Below are 17427 nucleotides of genomic sequence, written 5' to 3'. Positions count from 1 at the left end.
CGCCTCACACCGGCGCTTGCTGGGCGCAGGCCCGGCGCAGCAGCTCGACCAACGGCCCGCGCGGCCGGCACCGGTCGAACCGGAACGAGGACATCATCTCGTCGATCGCCACCTCGTCCATGCCCCGGAACAGCTCACCGAACTCCGGCAGCAGGGCCTCGGCGAAGAGGATCTGCGGCACCAGCCGGCCGATCAGGAACTCGCTGCCGAACGGAAACGGCCGGTAGTCCGGGAACTCCCGGGCGAAGAGCTCCTTGAGCGGGCGCATCACCTGCTGGATCTGGTCGTGCCGGCCGCCCCACAGGTCGACGCCGAGCCGGGCCTTCTTCTCCAGTACCGGCCGAATCCGGCGCATCCACGGGCTCTCCGGGTCGACGGTCAGCGGTGCCGCCACCCCGATGTCCTTGTAGGGCCAGAACGCCCAGTTGGCCCGGTGCCGGGTGTAGATCTCGAACTGGTCGGCGAGCAGGTCGAGCCGCATCCGGTCGCGCTCGGGTTCGCCGGTGAAGACGACGTTGAACTCGCCGACGTAGACCGGGGTGCCGGTGCGGAGCATGTACTCGCTGCGCTTGAGGTAGGTCCGCTCCAGCACGCTCGCGTCGAAGTACTGGTCGCGGGACTGGTCCGGCAGCAGGATGCCGTGTTCGTAGCCGATGCCGTCCGGCGACTCCCAGACGTGCGTCAGGTGCGCCACACCCGGGTAGCGACCGTCCGGGACGTAACCGGGCGGCGCGTAGTCGTGGTGCGAGTAGATCACGTTGGGCAGCGGTTCGCCGTACACGTCGAAGTCGTTGGAGTAGCGGTTGCCCTCCAGGATCACGATGTGCTCCGGGTCGACCTCGCGGATCGCCTCGACCAGCCGCCGCGAGTACGGCCCGATCACCTCCCCGGTCGGGTCGGCCGGTTCGTTGACCGGGTTGTACGCGGCCACCCACGGCTCGTCCCGGTAGCGGCCGGCGATCGCCCGCCAGAGGTGTACGACCCGGTCCTGGAAGTGCGGGTGCTGCCAGAACTGGGCCACGTGGCTGGGGTTGTCGCTGTGCCAGTCCTGGTTCTGCCAGCCGGGCAGCGCGTGCAGGTCGATGATGGTGCGTACGCCGCACGCGGCGAGCAGCTCGATCGCCCGGTCCAGGTGACGGAATCCGGACTCCACGATCTCGAACGGTCGGCGGTCGTCCTCCAGGTGTCGGTAGTTGACCGGGATCCGGACCACGTTGCAGCCGAGCCCGGCGATGAACCGGGCGTCGTCGGCGGTGAAGAAGTGCTCCAGGAAGCGGTCGAAGAAGAACGCCGACCGCTCCGGCCCGAGTACGTCCCGCACGGCGCCCCGCATGCCCTGCTCGTACGCCGGGAAACCGGTCATCCAGTTCTCGAAGTTGAGCCAACCGGCGAGGCCAATCCCCCGCCAGATAACCGACTGTCCGTCGCCGTCAACTATTTGATCGCCATTGGTCCGGAGAAATCCTCCGGGGCACGCCAAAGCGAACCGGGACACGGACATGCCACCCCCTGCCTTTCCCGTCGTCGGGTGCATTGCCCGTTCGGATCGATATTGACTCAATACGATGGCGCGACAATCGTCAAGAGGTCCAGCATGATCAAATGGACGCGCTCCCACGGCGTACCTTCCGAGCCCGGAGCGTTGCGGCCCGCGTCGGGGTAGCCGGCCGGAGGCCAACCGGTCCAGGTTGTTGCCGGGCACGATCCGAGGCGATATTTTGCGCGGGGATGTTAGCTATCCCGCGCCCGGTCCCGCCGCACACCCTGGGGGGAAAATGGTTTGGCCGCGAGCCTTGGGCTCGGTCCTATCCGTCGTACGACGCCTGATGCGGCGCCGTCGGCGGCGCAACCCTCGTGACCCGTTTCTCTACAAGTGAACCCCGAGGAAACGGGAATCGTCCGCCGCGGTCGCGGAGCCACGGGCACCGAGCCTGGGCGGCCGGCGCATAGCATCGGCGGATGACGAGCGCTCCCGACCCGCCCAGACGTGATCCGCGGCTGCGCCGCCCCCGGATCGCCACCCTGGTCGCGCTGGTCGGCACGCTGCTGACCGCGCTGATGATGCCGGGGATCGGACTGGCCCGCGAGGCGGACCCGGTGTGGACCGTGCTCGGCGCGGTCGGCATCATCGCCGTCGCCACCGCCCAGATCGTGGCGCTGTACGTCCTGCTCACGCCCTGGCTGACCACGTCGGCCCGGCGCCGGGCGCTGGTCGGGTACGCCGGTACGGCCGTCGCCTCCGTACCGCTGGTCGGTCCGGTCGCCGGCGGCGGCTGGCCGACCTGGGCCTGGCTGGGTGCCTCCATCGTCGGTACCGCGCCGCTGCTGCTCGGCCGCCGGACCGCGGCCCTGGTGGTGGCGGCGACCGTCACGGTCACGGTCGCGGTGGCCAGGTCGACCGGTGGCGAGGTGTCGGACCACCTCCTGATCACCGGCGGCATCGGACTCTCCGTGGCGGCGATCGGCTGGTTCCAGGTCTGGTTCTGGGATCTGCTGGTGGCCGCAGAGCAGGGCCGGGCGGCCCAGGCCCGGCTGGCCGCCACCCAGGAGCGGCTCCGGTTCGCCCGGGACGTGCACGACCTGCTCGGACACCATCTCTCGGTGATCGCGCTCAAGGCCGAACTCGTGGCCCGGCTCACGCCGATCGACCCGGACCGGGCCGGCCGGGAGGCCGCCGAGGTGCAGCGGCTGGCCGTCTCCGCCCTGGCCGAGGTGCGGGAGGCGGTACACGGCTACCGCACGATCGACCTGCGGGAACAGCTGACGGCAACCGCCGAGGTACTGCGCTCGTCCGGCGTACGGTGCACGGTCGAGCAGCCGGCCGGCGACGTACCGGCCGGGGTCGCCGCCCAACTGGCCCCGGTACTGCGCGAGGCGAGTACCAACCTGCTGCGGCACAGCCGGGCCACCTGGTGCACCATCGAGGTCGGTCGGGACGCCGACCGGTTCCGGCTGACCGTCGCCAACGACGGGGCGGGGCCGGCCGCGCCGGACCGGCACAGCTCGGGACTGCGCGGCCTCGCCGACCGGCTGGCCGACGCCGACGGGACGCTCCGGACCGAGCACCGCGACGGCGTCTTCACGGTCGAGGCCGTCGTGCCGGCCACCGGCGGGGCGGACGAGGCGACCGCGGGACGGGCGGCCGAGAGGACCGCGGGACGGACAGCCGAGGAGACGGCAGGTCGGGCGGGCGAGTCGGGGCCGCGGGTTCCGAGATCACGGAGGGGAGGCGGCGGTGGAGACGACGGCGGTGGGCGGGACGGGTGAGCGGGGGCGCACCGGCGCGGGCCGGCCGAGCATGATCCGGGTACTGCTCGCCGACGACGAGGAGTTGATCCGGGTCGCCGTCGCCGCCCTGCTCGACCTGGAGCCCGACGTCGAGGTGGTGGCGCAGGCCGGTGACGGCCGGGCCGCGGTGCAGGCCGCGCTGGCGCACCGCCCGGACGTCGCGGTGGTGGACCTGGAGATGCCGGCGCTGGACGGGCTGGGCGTCGCCGCCGAACTGGCCAGGGCGCTGCCGTCCTGCGCGGTGGTCATCCTGACCGGTCGTGGCCGCCCCGCGCACCTGCGCCGGGCCCTCGCCACCGGCGCCCGGGGCTTCCTGGCCAAGGGCGCCCCGGGCGGGGCGCTGGCCGACGTCGTCCGGCGGGTGCACGGCGGGGCGCGGTACGTCGATCCGACGTTGGCGGCGGAGGCGCTGACCGCACCCGAGTGCCCGCTGACACCGCGCGAACTGGAGGTGCTCCGGCTGGCCGGTACCGACGCGCCGGTCTCGGCGGTCGCCCGGCGTGCCTCCCTGTCGCAGGGCACGGTACGCAACCACCTCGCCGCCGTGGTCGGCAAACTCGGGGCCGGCAGCCGGGCGGAGGCGTACCGGATCGCCGTCGACAACGGCTGGCTGTGAGCCGTCGGAACGACACGACGTGGCCCCTCGGCGGGAGCACCATGATCCCGAACGGGAATTGAGTCGGGTCGACTCAAGTTGTCCTAGGTGCCGGTCGGGACGACCGGCCAGATTGCACCTGAGGAGAGCAGCCATGAGCACCCTGTCGCTGTGGACCCGGCGGGACCCGTTCGCGGAGTTCGACGCCCTGGTCCGCCACTCCTTCGGCACCACCACCGGCTGGCCGGCCGACCGGTCGACCGGCTCCACCCCGTCGACCTTCACCCCGTCGGCCGAGATCGTCCGGGACGGTGACGACGCGGTGGTCCGGGTCGAACTGCCCGGGCTCGACGTCGAGCGGGACGTGACCGTGGAGGTCGAGTCCGGCCGGCTGGTCGTCCGGGGCGAGCGGCGCGACGAGCGGGCCGAGGAGCGGGACGGACGGACCCTGCGCGAGGTCCGGTACGGCTCGTTCCGGCGCGCGTTCCGGCTCCCCGCGCACCTGACCGCGGACGCGGTCACCGCCTCGTACGAGGCGGGCGTACTCCAGATCCGGGTCACCGGCGCGTACGCCGACGACACCGGCGGAGCCCGGCGGATCGCCGTCACCTCCGGCAGCCCGACCACCCCGGCCCTCGGCTCGGGCGACGGGCAGCCGACCACCTGACCTGACCGTTCCCGACACCCGCACCACCGTTTCCAACCCTCGCACTCGCGGGCCCGGCCGACTCCCGGTCGGGCCCGCCCCATGTCCCGATCGGGAAGCGCCGGACGGGTGCCCACAGTAGGACGTCGCTCCCGTACCGTGATGGCTGTGCGTGGCGTGGGCGCGAGACTCGGCATCGACTTCGGCACCTACAACACCGTCGCGGTGCTGGCCCTGCCGGGGCGGGAACCCAGGCCCCTGCTCTTCGACGGTTCGCCGCTGCTGCGCTCGGCGGTCTGCGCCGACACCGGTGAGCGGCTGCTGGTCGGCCGGGACGCGCTGCACACCGCGCTCTCGCTGCCACAGTCCTACGAGCCCTATCCGAAGCGCTGCGTCGACGAGGGCACCGTCCTGCTCGGCGGTCGGGAGATGTCGGTCGAGGAGCTGTTCGCCGCACCACTGCGCCGGGTGGCCAGCGAGGTACGCCTGATCACCAGCGAACCGGTCACCGAGGCGGTGCTGACCTACCCGGCCGCCTGGGGTACGCACCGCCGGGCGACCCTGCTGGCCGCCGCCAACCAGGTGTTGCCGACGGTACGGCTGGTCGCCGAGCCGGTCGCCGCCGCCAACTTCTTCGTCGATGTCGCCGGCCGGGACCTGCCGGTCGGGCGGTACGCCGTGGTCTACGACTTCGGCGCCGGCACCTTCGACGTGACCGTGGCGCGCCGCAACGCCGACGGCTTCGAGGTGCTGGCGACCGAGGGGCTCGCCGACTGCGGCGGGCTCGACGTCGACGCCGCGATCGTGGAGCGGATCGGTGCCGTGATCGGTCGCCGGGACGAGGCGCTGTGGGCCCGGCTGACCAGTCCGGAAACCACCTCCGACCGCCGGGCCAGCCAGCAGCTCTGGACCAACGCGCGGGCCGGCAAGGAGATGCTCACCCGCAGCACCACGACCCTGGTGCACGTGCCGCTCTTCGACGTGGACATGCCGCTGGGCCGGGAGGAGTTGGCGGAACTGGCCGCCCCGGTCGTCGCGCGTACCGTCGCTACCACCCGCGCCCTGCTCGGCCGCCTCGACGACGGCGCGTCGGCGGTCGCGGCGGTCTTCCTCTCCGGCGGGTCCAGCCGGATGCCGGCGGTCGCGACCGCGCTGCACCAGGCGCTGGACATCGCCCCCAGCGTCGTGGAACAGCCGGAACTGGTGGTCGCCGAGGGCAGCCTGCGGGTTCCGGTCGACTCCGGCGGTCCCGCCACGGTCGGGGCGACGGCACCGCTGCCGCCGGCCGAGCCCGCGACGGCCGGGACGGGTGCCGACCCCGCGACCGCCGGGGCGGGTGGCGGGGCGGGCGGGCGGTTCGGCCGGTGGGTGGCGCTGTCCCGGTCCCGGCGGGTCCAGGTCGCGGGTGCGGCCCTGGCGGTCGCCGGCATCCTGGGGGCGGTCGCCGTCGCCGTCGCCGGGACCCACGACCAGAACAGGGGTACGGAGTCGGCCGGTGCCGCCCCGGTCAGCGCCGGCGGGTCGGTGACGCCCAGCGCCAGCGCGTCGCCCCACCCGTCCGGCACGCCGACGGTGTCCGCCGCCGGGGTGGACAGCTGCATGATCGGCACCTGGCGGAGCCTCGGCATGCAGTCGGAGAAGAAGATCGACAACCAGTCCGTGCCGTTCAGCGGTGGTGCCGGAATCATCCAGACCTACACGGCGGACGGCAAGGTCACACTGAACTTCAACAAGTCCACCGACGAGATCGCGACCTACCGAGGAGTCCGGTGGCGGGAGCGGACCCGGGGCACCGCCTCGGCCAACGTCTACCACCGCAACGGCATCGAGTACGTCAGCGGCGTACGGGCCAAGGGAACCATCGTGCTCTACCGGGGCAGCAGCCGTAACGCCAGCGTGCCGCTGTCGCTGCTGCTGACGCCGACCGAGTACGTCTGCACCGGCGACACGATGCGACTTTTCGGTGCCGGTCCCAGCGAATGGGCCCGGGTCCGCTGACCGCGCCACCTCGGCCGGCAGGCCGCGGCGCCGGGGCCCGGGTCAGGGGTCAGGGGTCCGGGGTCAGAAGAGGGTCAGCGGCTCGGCCGGGATCGGCTCCGGCAACGCGTCGAGTTCGGGTACCCGGGCCCGCACCTCGTCGTGGAACCGGCGGGCGAGCATCGGCGCGTCGGCGTTGTCCGGAGTGTGCACGAAGACGGTCGGCGAGCGACCCTCGCGCAGCCAGCCGACGGTGACGTCGACCCAGTGCCGCCAGCCCTCGACGGTCCGGGCGGGGTCGTCGCGACCGAGGTACCGGACGATCGGCCGGTCGGTCAGCGCCACCGTCCGGAGCGGCATCCGGGGTTTCTTGGTCCAGGCGTCCCGTTCCGCGTCGCTGGTCGGAGGATTCTGGAAGAACGCGGTGGTGTCGAAGGGGATCCACTCGGCGGCCGCGTCGGCGAGTACCCCTTCGAGCAGCCGCGTCGCGCGCGGGTCGACGAAGAAGGCAGGGTCGCGGACCTCCACCGCGTAGCGGTGCGCGCCCGGCAACCGGCGCAGGAAGCGAGCGAGCACGGCGACGTCGTCGGGGGCGAACGATCCCGGCAACTGGATCCAGAGCGCGTGCGCCCGGGGACCGAGCGGCTCGACCGCGTCCAGGAAGACCCGCAGCGGCTCGTCGACGCCGGTGAGCCGGTGTTCGTGGGTGATGGCCTTCGGAACCTTGATCACGAAACGGAAGTCGGGGTCGGTCTGCCGTGCCCAAGACGCCACGGTCTCCCGGGTCGGAGTCGCGTAGAACGTGGTGTTCCCCTCCACCGCGTCACACCAACCGGCATAGCAGCGCAGCCGCTCGGCGGCCGGCAGCGGATGCGCCAGGAACCGCCCCTGCCAGGACTTGTGCGTCCACATCGCACACCCCACGGCCAGCCGCATCACAGATCCCTCCGTCGACGGAGCGGCCCTGGACCAGCCCGCCCCGCCCCGCACCGGTCGGCTGGTCCGCCGCAATTCCGGTACGGTATACCGGCACCGCGCCGGGTTCTGCGCTACGACGGGGTGGAGGCGTGGACCGACGGCGGCCGGGTGTCACCCGCGTCGGCCACCCGTACGAGGTCCGCCCCGGCACGGGCGTGCTCTTCGACGTCGGATACCCGGTCGCGGTCCAACGGAAGGTCCTGCCATGCGTCATACCCCCTATGTCGGCAGCGGCCCGTACTGCTACGCCAACTCCTTCGCGATGTTGCTCGGCGAGCACGCCCCGTCGACGGCGGTCATCGAGGTCGCCACCGGTGGACCGTTCGGCATGCAACTCGTCGGCGGTAAGACGGTGTTCTTCGACGCGTACGGCTGGAATCCCGAACTGGGATTCGACCAGGCACTGGCGGCGATCGGCTGGACCTCGACGGTCAGTGCGGGCGGCGACGCGGCCCAGGCCCTCGCCCGGCTCGCCGACGCGGCCGCGCAGGGCCCGGTCTGGGTCGGTCCGCTGGAGATGGGCCACCTGCGCCACCATCCCGAGCTGACCGGACCGATCGGCGCCGACCACTTCGTGGTGGTCCTCGACGTCACCGAGCAGCGGGTACTCGTGCACGATCCGCACGGATACCCCTACGTTCAGGTACCGGTCGACGACTTTCTGGCCGCCTGGCGGGCGGAGACCGTCGACTACGGCGACCCGTACACGATGCGTACCGACTTTCGGATGGTCGCGGAGGTCGCCGACGCCGACGCGATCCGGTCGATCGTGCCGACCGCGATCCGGCGGCTCAGCATGCGGGCCGAGTCGACGATGCCACCGGGCAGCCTCGGCAACGGCGAGGCGGCGGAACGGGTCGCCCAGATGGTGGAGGCAGGTGCCGGCGACGGGCTGCGGGAACACCTGATCTACTTCGCGATCCGGGTCGGCGCGCGACGGCTCAGCGACACCGCGGACTGCCTGCTGCTGGCCGGATACGTCGAGGCGGCGGAGATCGCCGCGGCCCAGGCCCGGCTGGTGGGCTCGATGCAGCATCCGATGGTGGTCCGGGACTTCCCGGCGGCGGCAGCCGCACTCCGCGAACTCGCCCCCACCTACGACCGGTTGCACGCCGCCCTCGTACGGCCGCAGCCCGGTACGCCGTAACCGCCGGGCCGGCGGACGGACGGCGGGGTCCGCCGGGCTGCCCCGGCGGACCCCCTACGACCGAGCCCTCGTTCAGACGTCCACCGAGATGCTGCCGATCGCGGGCAGCGGGGTGAAGTTGGAGTGCCCGGACTCGTCGTGACAGGACTGGGAACTGCTGCTGTGCATGCCGAGCGCGATCCGGGTGCCGTCGGCGTTGAGCTCGTACCATCCGCCACCGCTGTCACCGCCGCAGGCATCCTCGTTGTCGACGCGCACCATGCCCCGCCGGTCGGGGTCGCTGACCGAGCCGATCACGCCGCAGCGGTTCGTCCCGGTCAGGTCGGTGGCGTTCGCGGCCAGGCACGCCGTCTCGCCCACCACGAACTGTGCCATCGAGGTCGCGGCGCCGTTGATCCGAATGAAACGGTTGGCCGAGTTGTGGGAGTAGATCCGGCCGATGCTGTCGTTGGCGTAGGTGGAGTTGGTCACCTCGATGAAGGACACGTCGACCCGCCCGCTGTTCGTGGCGCCGCGCAGCGGGCCGATGTTCGTGCCGCCGGTCGACCAGGTGACCCCGACGCCGGTGGAGCAGTGGCCGGCGCTCATCAGCCACCGCACGTTGGGGGTGCGGGTGTCGTGCGCCATCCAGCCCAGCGAGCACCCCGACGGCGCGACAATGAGGCCGGCCCGGAGGCTGTCGTTGCAGTTGCTGCGCGAGGTGCAGACGTCCGGCACGTCCCGCACGGTGCTTCGCGCCACCAGTGCCACTCCGTCCCCCGCTGCCAGGGAACCCAGCGCGGACAGCTGTCGCGCCGGTACGGCGACCACCACCTGGTTGGCCTTGACGTCGATGCCCACGTTGTCCTCGGCGGCAAGACCGAGGGCGTCGGTACCGGCGCGCAGCGCCTCCGCCGAGCGCTCGAGTTCGGCGAAGCTGCGGCTCACGAGGTGGGTCTGTACGCGGACACCGAGGTCACGGCCGAGTGCCGCCGTGGCCGCCTCGGCAGCCTTGGTCGTCGTCGCGACGTGCAGTACGCCGGACGGCGGGTCGAACCAGGCACCGCCGAACGTCGCCGGGTCCTGGATGACCTTGCTGTGCAGTTGCCTGCGCCTGGTCTGCTGCGCGGCGGCGCTGCGTGCCGCCGCCGGCGACATCTCGGGGTGCGCCGCACGATAGGCCCGGGCGATGGTCTCCACGGCTCCGCCGGGCAGGCCCTGGTCGACGGCGGGTCCGGTCAACGCCGCGTCCGACACCGCGTCCGGGGCAGCGGCCGCGCTCGCGGGTCCCGCCAGCAGTGCGGCGAGGAGCATGGCCGCGCCGGCGATCATCAACCCACGCGGGCGACCACCGGTCAGAGGGGTTCTGGGTTCCATTCGCTGTCTCCTCCTAGCGCCCATCGGTGAATCCCGATGGCTGTGCTCCGAGGATGGCGGCGTTGCGGCGCCGGCGGCAGGGCTCGCGGCCGTCAGGACTGTCGCTGACAGTCAGCCGACCGCGTCCCCACGCGACTGACACCCCGTCGGGCAGCTGCGATACTCACATCGATGGACGCCTTTCCGGTTGTGCGTGGGGGTGGCACCGATAGGACGGCTTAGGATGCCCCTGGTGCCGGACGGGCCGATCCGGCTCTACTACCAGCGGCTGCATGACCTGCACGCGTCGGCAGGCTGGCCGAGCATGCGCGAGTTGCAGCGGGCCAGCCGCAGCGAGCGCCGGCCCCGGGGGATCAACCCGACCACCATCCACGACGCGTTCAGCCTGCCCCGCCTCGCCAGGTGGGCGGTGGTGGAGGAGATCGTGACCCGGCTCGGGGGTGACGTCGACGAGTTCGGCCGGCTGTGGCGGCATGCCCGGGAGGTGCAGGCCCGCGAGGCGGACCTGGCGGTGGTCGCTCCCGGCGCACCCCCGCCCCCCGCCGCCGTGCCGAGGGAGCTGCCCGCGGAGGCATTCGGCTTCACGGGCCGTCGGGACCAGCTCAAATGGCTGGCTGAGCTGGTGGCTGGCGACGGGACGCCGGTGGTGGTCGCGGTGATCGCCGGTACGGCGGGAGTGGGCAAGACGGCCCTCGCCGTGCACTGGGCGCACCAGGTCTCCGAGCGGTTCCCGGACGGCCAACTGTATGCGAACCTGCGCGGATACGCGCGAAGCGATCCGGTACTGCCGGTCGAGGCTCTCGCCCAGTTCCTCCGCAGCCTCGGCGTGCCGGCCGACGAGATACCGACGGAGCAGGAGTCGGCGGCCGCGCGGTACCGTTCGCTGCTGGCCGACCGCCGGGTACTGGTGGTGCTGGACAACGCGGCGGACGCCGCGCAGGTCCGGCCGCTGCTTCCGGCCGGCGCGGGTTCGCTGGTGCTGGTCACCAGCCGGGACCGGCTCTCCGGCCTGGTGGCGCGCGAGGGTGCCCGCCGGTTGAGCCTGGACGTGCTCGGTGCCGACGAGGCACACCTGTTGCTGGCCCGGATCCTGGGCGCCGACCGGGTGGCCGCCGAGCCCGACGCCACCGGCGAGTTGGCCCGGGCATGTTCGTTCCTGCCGCTGGCGCTGCGCCTCGCCGCGGCCGCGGTGATCGACCGGCCAGGGCGCCGGATCGCCGACCACGTCGCCGAGTTGCGCCGCGACACCCTGGCGGGACTGGAGATCGACGACGAGCAGTCCGGGGTGCGGGCCACCTTCGATCTGTCGTACCGGGCACTGGCCCCTGACCTGCGGCGACTGTTCCGGCTCTCCGGACTGGTACCCGGCCCCGACCTCACCCCCGAGTCCGCCGCCGCGCTGGTCGAGACGACGACGACCGTCGCCGGCCGGCTGCTGGAGCGGTTGGCGGCGGCGCACCTGCTCACGGAACATTCGACGGGCCGATACACCAGCCATGACCTGCTGCTCCAGTACGCCGCGGAGAGTTCACGAACGGAGGACACCGCAGACGTACGACAGGCTGCGCTGCGCCGGTTGTTCGACCGGTACCTACAGCGGGCCGACGCGGCGGCGAGGCTGCTCTACCCGGACCGGCTACGCCTTCCGGTACCGGTGGCGGCGGTTCCGGCACCCGCCTTCGACGACGCCGCGACCGCGATGGCCTGGCTCGACGCCGAGCGGGGCAACCTGGTCGCCGCCATCGCGTACGCCGCCGCACACGGACCCCGGTCGACCGCATGGTTGCTGGCCGACACGCTGCGCAGTTACTTCTGGCTGCGCATGCACACCGTCGACCTGACCCGCGCCACCCGGGACGCGCTGCGCGCCGCCGAGGCCGACGGCGACCCGCGGGCCCGGGCCAGCACGCTGCTCAGCCTGAGCAACATCGAGCACCGTCAGCGGCGGTACGTCGAGGCGATCGCGCACTGCACCGCCGCCCTCGCCCTCGCCGAACGCAGCGGGTGGGAGCAGGGGCAGGCCACCGCCCTCGGCGTACTCGCGACCGTGCACCGGGACGCCGGCAAGCTGGAGCAGGCCGCCGAGGTCTACGGTCGCGCGTTGACGCTGTACCGCCGGGTGGGTTCACTCGACGGCGAGGCACTCACCCTCAACCACCTCGCCCGAACGTACTGGTATCTGGCCCGGTTTCCCGAGGCTCTCGAGTCGGCCACCCGAGCACTGGCACTGCGGCGGCAGGCCGGATCACGCCAGGCCGAGCAGGCCGGATCACAGGCCGAGCAGGCCGGATCACAGGCCGAGCAGGCCGGATCACGCCAGGCCGAGCAGGCCGGATCACGCCAGACCGAGCAGGCAGGCTCACGCCAGACCGAATCACGCCAGGCCGAGGCCGCGGCTCTCAGCACCCTCGGCGAGATCTGTCACGCCACCGGCCGGCTCGACGAGGCCCTGGACCACCTCAGCCTTGCCCTGACGCTGAACCGGCAGGCCGGCGACCGCGGCGCGGAGGCGTACACCCTGCGCGACCTCGCCGAGGTGTACCGCGACCACGGACAGTCCCGGCAGGCGCTGGATCTGGCACGTACCGCGGTTGCTCAGGCCCGTCTGCTCGGTGACGTCCGGATCGAGGCTGACGCCTTGAACACGCTCGGCACCGTCTACCACCACCTCGGCCAGGAGCGGGACGCCGTGCAGCACCACGAGCTGGCTCTCGAACAGACCCGCGCCAGCCACGACCCCTTTCCGCGGATCGAGGCGTTCCTCGGCCTTTCCGCCGCGTGGCACGGCCTCGGCCGGGCGGCCGAGGCCCGCGAGTACGGGCAGCGCGCGCTCACCGAGGCCCGCCGGACCGGGTTCCGGATCCTTGAGAAGCGGGCCGACAGGCTGCTCGGCTCGTGGGGCCGGGACGACCCGCAGCACCGATCCGAGGATGCGCCGCACCCCGGCGGGGAATGACTCAGTCCGGGCCGCCGCCGGTCCGGCGAGTGCCTCGGGCCACACTGTCCGACCGGTGGCGGTGGGGCGCAGCCCGCACGAACGGCTGCTTGAGGTGCGCGGTGGCGAGCAGGGCACGGCGGGAGCCGGCCTCGGCCAGCAGCGCCTTTCGGCTTCGGCGGGCAGAATCCTGGTCGTCTTCGTACAGGTAGCCGACGTCGGGGTTGACCAACTGCACGGCGTGCACCAGAACGTCACCGGTGATCGCAATCTGTCGTCGGCTGTGCTCGACGAGCACGGACTGGTGCCCCGGTGTGTGTCCCGGGGTCGGCACCACGCGAACCCTGGTACCAGCGCGGCCGGCGGGTCCGTTCGAGCGCCCGACCAGCGAGGCCGCTCCCCGCACCTCCCATAGTTGCCCGGTCCGGCGAAGCGGCTCGACAACGTAGCTCAGCAGCGCCGGGTCGCCGGCTTCCAGAGCCATCACCTCGTTGCGCTGGAGCACATACCGGGCATTGGGAAAGACTGGCGTACCATCCGGCAAAACCGACCAACCGATATGATCGCTATGTACGTGCGTCAGCACCACCATGTCGACGTCGTTGACTTCGATACCTGCCTCAGCAAGCCGCTCTGGCAGGTGGCCCGGTACCGGCGCCCAGCTCGACGCCGGGCTGCCGACCGGGCCCACACCGGTGTCGACCAGGATCACCCGACCGCCCGGCCGCCGGATCGCGTAGCACCGGAAATCCAGGTTCCACTCGTCGTTCGGGCCGAACGCGGCGGGATCCAGGTCCGCGGCTGCCTTCCAGTCGGCAGGTGTCGCGGTGGGGAAAGCGGTCTGCCGGGTCGTAAAGAACGAGCCGGCCGCGTCGTACAGTGCCATGACGTCGAAGCCACCGACCGACCGGATGGCGGTCGCGGTGTGGCCGTGCCTGGTACCAGCTGTGGTGTGGCCGAGGCCAGCGACGGTGCTGGTCGCCGACGCGGCGGTCTGGCTGCCAAACTGGGACGCGCCGACGCCAAGGGCGGTGGCTGCCAGCAGGAATGTTCGGCGTGCGATCGGGTGACGGCTGTTGCTCACTGCTCTCCCTCGGGTAATTGACCGCCGAACGGTTCCGGTTCGGCCGGCGGGTTCGGCTCCGACCAGCGGTAGTCGATCGGGTGCGGGCAAGTCGAGCAGCCCGCGATGGTACAGCGCCAACGATTCGAGGATTTTCGAAAGTACGGGGGGTGTTTGGGCCTGTGATCAGCGTGAGGGTGGACGCCGCTGGCCTCGGCAGGTCAAGATTCGTGCTGTCCCGGCTTGCCGAGCTGACGAACGGGCTGGAGGTGCTGAGCCATCCTGAGCGAACGCCGTACGCCCAGTGGTGGGTAACGGCGACCCGGCCGCTGACCGACGTCGCCGATCTCGCGGTGCTGGTCGGACTGATAAACCACTCGTCGTGGTACGTGCCCGATTTCCTGGTGCCGGTCTCACCTGAGTACGCCCCCACGCTGGCGCAGGAACTCGAGGCGGTTTCCACCACGTCGCCGGAATTGGTGCGGCAGCAGCTGCAGATGGCGTTTCGGATCGGCGCACCCTCCCCGGAGGTGTTGCGCCGTACCGGTGCTCGGCCCGGCCATGACCCCCGCGCTCCGCTGTCGCCTGCGGTCGCCGACGTGCTCGCGGCCGGAGAATCCACGCTGGCCGAGTGCGTCGCCGAGCAGCTGGCGCGCTGTTGGCGGCGGATCATGGCCGGTTCCTGGCCTGGGCTTCACCAGATCCTCGACGTGGACGTTCGGCACCGAGCGGAGGTGGCCAGTCGGGTAGGGTTCGGCGCGGTCTTCAACGATCTTCATGCTCTCCTGGACTGGGACGGTACGCGGTTCACCATGCGACGTCCGCTCAACATCAACCTCGATGCGGCGACCGCCGTGGTCCTGGTCCCGTCGGTGTTCCTCCCCGGACCGGCGCTGTGGCTCGGAACAGCCGGCCAGGCAATGTTCGGCTATCCGGCGCGGGGGCGAGGTCGGGTCTGGGCCGCCCCGGACGCACCGGCGGTTGAATCGGCACTGCTCGGAATCCGCCGGGCCGCCCTGCTCGACGACCTGGACACACCTCGCTCAACGAGCGAACTGGCTGCCCGTCACCACCTCAGCGCGGCAACCGTCTCCTACCACCTCGCCCGGCTCCGCCGAGCCGGGCTGGTCACCGGACGACGGTCCGGGCATCGCGTGTTGTACCAACGCACCGAACAGTCTGCCGCGCTGCTCGCCGTGGTGGACGCTGCCGGCCATGGCGGCGAGCCAACATCGGCATAACCCGGCCGCTACCTCACATTTTCTCGCCGGGAAGGTTGCTGGCCTGCTCGATCCAGGACCGGAACTGGTCCTCGTCCAGAACGTCGCCATGGCGGATATCGACGTAACGCACCTCGGCGTGCTTGGACGGCTTCGGGGGCATCGGGTCGAGCGAGGTCCCTTTGAGGAACGCCACCTGCACGTACTGCGTGTAGCAGCGAAACGACAGGAACCAGCCCTTGTCTTTGTGGCCGTAGTAGGGCTGGTTCCACTTCACGGCCTTGTGGACGTCGGGCACGGTGCCGACGATCAGGTCATCCAGGCGCTGCCCGATGTCCTGTTTCCAGTCGGGCATGGCGGCGATGTAGTCGCGCACCGGGCCGTTCCCCTCGCCCTTGGGGATTTGCGGGTTGCCGCCCGAGAGCAGCTTGGGCTCGACGTCGGCCTTCTTCTTACGGTCTGTCATGGCTCAGTCCTCCGGTGCTTCCAGACGAATCCGTCCGGGTCGGTGAACGCTTCAACGTTTCCGCGGATCAGGAGTCGGTGCGATCCGGTACTGTCTGCCGGGACGCCGGCGGTCCTGACGAGCGGGGGACACCACCAGCGACGAAGTGAACCCCCGGAAGTCGGTCGACGGCGCCTGCGACGCGCCCACCAACACCCGGTCAGCCACATCGAAGGCCCTGGTATGGAAGGCCTCCGCCGGTGCGGTATCAGTGACCTCGGTAGTCACGGAGTCGATGGTTGTTGCCATATCGGCAAATATATAGCGGGCAGCGTGCTGGCGTACTGCTGGCGCTGCGAGCTGCGGTCCCGCTGGGCTCGGGCATAAGGGGCCTGGGCGGGTCGCCCGGGGCATGTCTGGGCAGCAGTCTCGCGACGGTCGGCGGAACGCGGTCATCGGTGACTTTCGCTGCCAGGCTTCCGCAACTCAGCCTGAGTCCGGTCTGGGTGAGGAAGCCGGGGATCAGCGCACCGGTGGTCTGCCTCGCCGCCGGGGGGGCGCCCGGAGCTGTCGTCGATCTTACGTACAGTGCGGTCAAGAGGGTGTCCAGGTCTTGCGTCACAACACGATCTTGGACGCCCTCCCTTCATGCCCAGACATCGACCCCCTGACATCGGAACTACTCGTATAGGGGACGACTGTTGGGTGGAGCGGTTCGAGATGACGGAACCCTTTGCCATGGTGCTGGATCGCAACCCGCTTACCGATTTGGCCGGAGGAGCGTACCAACAACCAACAGGTGGTTACGGCTGCTCCGGCCGGGCATGAAACAGCCGAGGGCCGCTGTCGGGCCTCCGCTGTATTCACAAGAAGCTTTCGCATGTCCATCAGGAACGGACAAGCCGTACGGCGGTGCCGTACGGCTTGCTTTGCACAAGATCACTCTGGTGCCCCCGGCAGGATTCGAACCTGCGACACACGGTTTAGGAAACCGTTGCTCTATCCCCTGAGCTACGAGGGCGTCATGATCCAGGCTAGCTGGCGGCGGCTGTCAGCGTACCGCAGGGAGCCACGGGGGTGATCAGCGCTGGCACCGCCACCAGCGGATCGCACACCGACCGCACGTGATCACAGCATGGCCGACCTGGTTAACAGATAATGACAAAAGCCAAGCGTGCTGGGCCTAGCATGGTAGGCTAGCGGCCATGAGCCGGTTCTCCGAGGATGAGCTGCACGCGATTGTCTCGAGGTACGAGGCGACGCGCGCGGCCGCGTTGACCGAGCGGGACGAGCAGCTGCGGGCGTTTCACGCGGCAGGCTGGCGGCCGGTGGATCTGCAACGGGTCACCGGATACAGCCGGGAGACGATCCGTCAGGCGCTACGACCGGAAGTCCGGCGGGCGACCAACCTCAGACGGCGCCGGACATCGCCCCAGCCGCCGGCGGACTACCGGCCCTACGGTGACCGGAAGCCCTACTGATCGCCGATACCCTTGCCGCACTGCACGGCCCGACCGGAGGCACGGTGACGCTTCCGCGTCATCTCGACTGGTCCGGGCACGCCGAGTACGACCTGAACCGGGCCGCACGCCTGGCCAGCATGTACAAGGTGGTCCTCACCGAAGCCGCCACGGTCGAGGATCTGCACTCCTGGCTCGATGCCGACCTGCTCCGGCGGCTCTGGCCCACCCTCTGGCTGCCACCCAAACTTCGTCAGCGCTGGGAGGAAGCCTTCCCCGAACTCGCCGCAACCCGCGGCAACGCGGCATAACTCTCC

Annotated in this window: 12 protein-coding genes, 1 tRNA gene and 1 pseudogene; 8 read left to right on the top strand and 6 right to left on the bottom strand. The window is 71.2% G+C overall.

The genetic code is table 11. The features are described from left to right. Nucleotides 1-4: 4 nt before the first annotated feature. The gene (locus ABNF97_RS10065; protein ID WP_207230451.1) at nt 5-1363 is read right to left on the bottom strand and encodes a cellulase family glycosylhydrolase; all 1359 of its coding nucleotides are present in this window, start codon (nt 1361-1363) and stop codon (nt 5-7) included. A gap of 596 nt (nt 1364-1959) precedes the next feature. Between ABNF97_RS10065 and ABNF97_RS10060 the strand changes: the two genes are divergently transcribed. The 4 genes from ABNF97_RS10060 (at nt 1960) to ABNF97_RS10045 (ending at nt 6527) form a co-directional block, all read left to right on the top strand. Beyond that, nucleotides 1960-3267, top strand: a complete 1308-nt coding sequence (locus ABNF97_RS10060; protein ID WP_349338353.1) for a sensor histidine kinase — start codon at nt 1960-1962, stop codon at nt 3265-3267. 31 nt (nt 3268-3298) lie between these two features. Next, nucleotides 3299-3904, top strand: a complete 606-nt coding sequence (locus ABNF97_RS10055) for a response regulator (RefSeq protein WP_130465798.1) — start codon at nt 3299-3301, stop codon at nt 3902-3904. Nucleotides 3905-4037: 133 nt separating this feature from the next. Continuing rightward, nucleotides 4038-4550, top strand: a complete 513-nt coding sequence (locus tag ABNF97_RS10050) for an Hsp20/alpha crystallin family protein (RefSeq protein WP_349338352.1) — start codon at nt 4038-4040, stop codon at nt 4548-4550. Between the two features lie 147 nt (nt 4551-4697). Further along, nucleotides 4698-6527 (top strand): Hsp70 family protein, encoded by a 1830-nt coding sequence (locus ABNF97_RS10045; RefSeq protein ID WP_349338351.1) that lies wholly within the window; start codon nt 4698-4700, stop codon nt 6525-6527. A 63-nt stretch (nt 6528-6590) separates the two neighbouring features. Here ABNF97_RS10045 and ABNF97_RS10040 read toward each other — a convergent pair whose 3' ends face one another. Then, on the bottom strand, nt 6591-7418 hold the full coding sequence (locus ABNF97_RS10040) for a DUF72 domain-containing protein (protein ID WP_207230727.1): 828 nt from the start codon (nt 7416-7418) through the stop codon (nt 6591-6593). Between the two features lie 271 nt (nt 7419-7689). Between ABNF97_RS10040 and ABNF97_RS10035 the strand changes: the two genes are divergently transcribed. Further along, entirely contained in the window at nt 7690-8631 is a 942-nt protein-coding gene (locus ABNF97_RS10035) for a YobF C-terminal domain-containing protein (protein ID WP_349338350.1), read from the top strand. A gap of 72 nt (nt 8632-8703) precedes the next feature. On the opposite strand, the gene ABNF97_RS10030 is transcribed toward ABNF97_RS10035, so the two are convergent. Next, nucleotides 8704-9987 carry a chymotrypsin family serine protease gene (locus ABNF97_RS10030; RefSeq protein WP_130461826.1) on the bottom strand — a complete coding sequence of 428 codons (1284 nt, stop codon included), beginning with the start codon at nt 9985-9987 and terminating at the stop codon, nt 8704-8706. Nucleotides 9988-10219: 232 nt separating this feature from the next. On the opposite strand from ABNF97_RS10030, the gene ABNF97_RS10025 reads away from it, so the two are divergent. After that, on the top strand, nt 10220-12943 hold the full coding sequence (locus ABNF97_RS10025; RefSeq protein ID WP_349338349.1) for an ATP-binding protein: 2724 nt from the start codon (nt 10220-10222) through the stop codon (nt 12941-12943). 1 nt (nt 12944) lies between these two features. Here ABNF97_RS10025 and ABNF97_RS10020 read toward each other — a convergent pair whose 3' ends face one another. Beyond that, a complete protein-coding gene (locus tag ABNF97_RS10020; protein ID WP_349338348.1) occupies nt 12945-14006 on the bottom strand; it encodes an MBL fold metallo-hydrolase in 1062 nt (353 codons plus the stop codon). A gap of 17 nt (nt 14007-14023) precedes the next feature. Here ABNF97_RS10020 and ABNF97_RS10015 point away from each other — a divergent pair, with 17 nt between their 5' ends. Further along, on the top strand, nt 14024-15226 hold the full coding sequence (locus ABNF97_RS10015) for a DUF5937 family protein (protein WP_207230450.1): 1203 nt from the start codon (nt 14024-14026) through the stop codon (nt 15224-15226). A gap of 13 nt (nt 15227-15239) precedes the next feature. On the opposite strand, the gene ABNF97_RS10010 is transcribed toward ABNF97_RS10015, so the two are convergent. Together ABNF97_RS10010 and ABNF97_RS10005 are read right to left on the bottom strand one after the other, a co-directional pair. After that, a complete protein-coding gene (locus ABNF97_RS10010) occupies nt 15240-15671 on the bottom strand; it encodes a DUF1801 domain-containing protein (protein ID WP_349338347.1) in 432 nt (143 codons plus the stop codon). Between the two features lie 924 nt (nt 15672-16595). Next, a tRNA-Arg gene (locus ABNF97_RS10005) sits at nt 16596-16671 on the bottom strand. Between the two features lie 184 nt (nt 16672-16855). Here ABNF97_RS10005 and ABNF97_RS10000 point away from each other — a divergent pair. Then, nucleotides 16856-17421: pseudogene (locus tag ABNF97_RS10000) on the top strand (hypothetical protein). Nucleotides 17422-17427: the final 6 nt, after the last annotated feature.

This window comes from Plantactinospora sp. B6F1 (assembly GCF_040120695.1).
GTDB lineage: Bacteria > Actinomycetota > Actinomycetes > Mycobacteriales > Micromonosporaceae > Plantactinospora.
Note: the sequence above shows the minus strand (reverse complement) of the source record. Positions and strands in the feature narration are given on the sequence as shown.

What these genes read in the sequence shown, in the direction of transcription:
- ABNF97_RS10065 (WP_207230451.1), bottom strand. Translation starts at nt 1,363, where the DNA reads ATGACCGGTTTCCCGGCGTACGAGCAGGGCATGCGGGGCGCCGTGCGG.
- ABNF97_RS10060 (WP_349338353.1), top strand. Translation starts at nt 1,960, where the DNA reads ATGACGAGCGCTCCCGACCCGCCCAGACGTGATCCGCGGCTGCGCCGC.
- ABNF97_RS10055 (WP_130465798.1), top strand. Translation starts at nt 3,299, where the DNA reads ATGATCCGGGTACTGCTCGCCGACGACGAGGAGTTGATCCGGGTCGCC.
- ABNF97_RS10050 (WP_349338352.1), top strand. Translation starts at nt 4,038, where the DNA reads ATGAGCACCCTGTCGCTGTGGACCCGGCGGGACCCGTTCGCGGAGTTC.
- ABNF97_RS10040 (WP_207230727.1), bottom strand. Translation starts at nt 7,418, where the DNA reads ATGTGGACGCACAAGTCCTGGCAGGGGCGGTTCCTGGCGCATCCGCTG.
- ABNF97_RS10035 (WP_349338350.1), top strand. Translation starts at nt 7,690, where the DNA reads ATGCGTCATACCCCCTATGTCGGCAGCGGCCCGTACTGCTACGCCAAC.
- ABNF97_RS10030 (WP_130461826.1), bottom strand. Translation starts at nt 9,987, where the DNA reads ATGGAACCCAGAACCCCTCTGACCGGTGGTCGCCCGCGTGGGTTGATG.
- ABNF97_RS10010 (WP_349338347.1), bottom strand. Translation starts at nt 15,671, where the DNA reads ATGACAGACCGTAAGAAGAAGGCCGACGTCGAGCCCAAGCTGCTCTCG.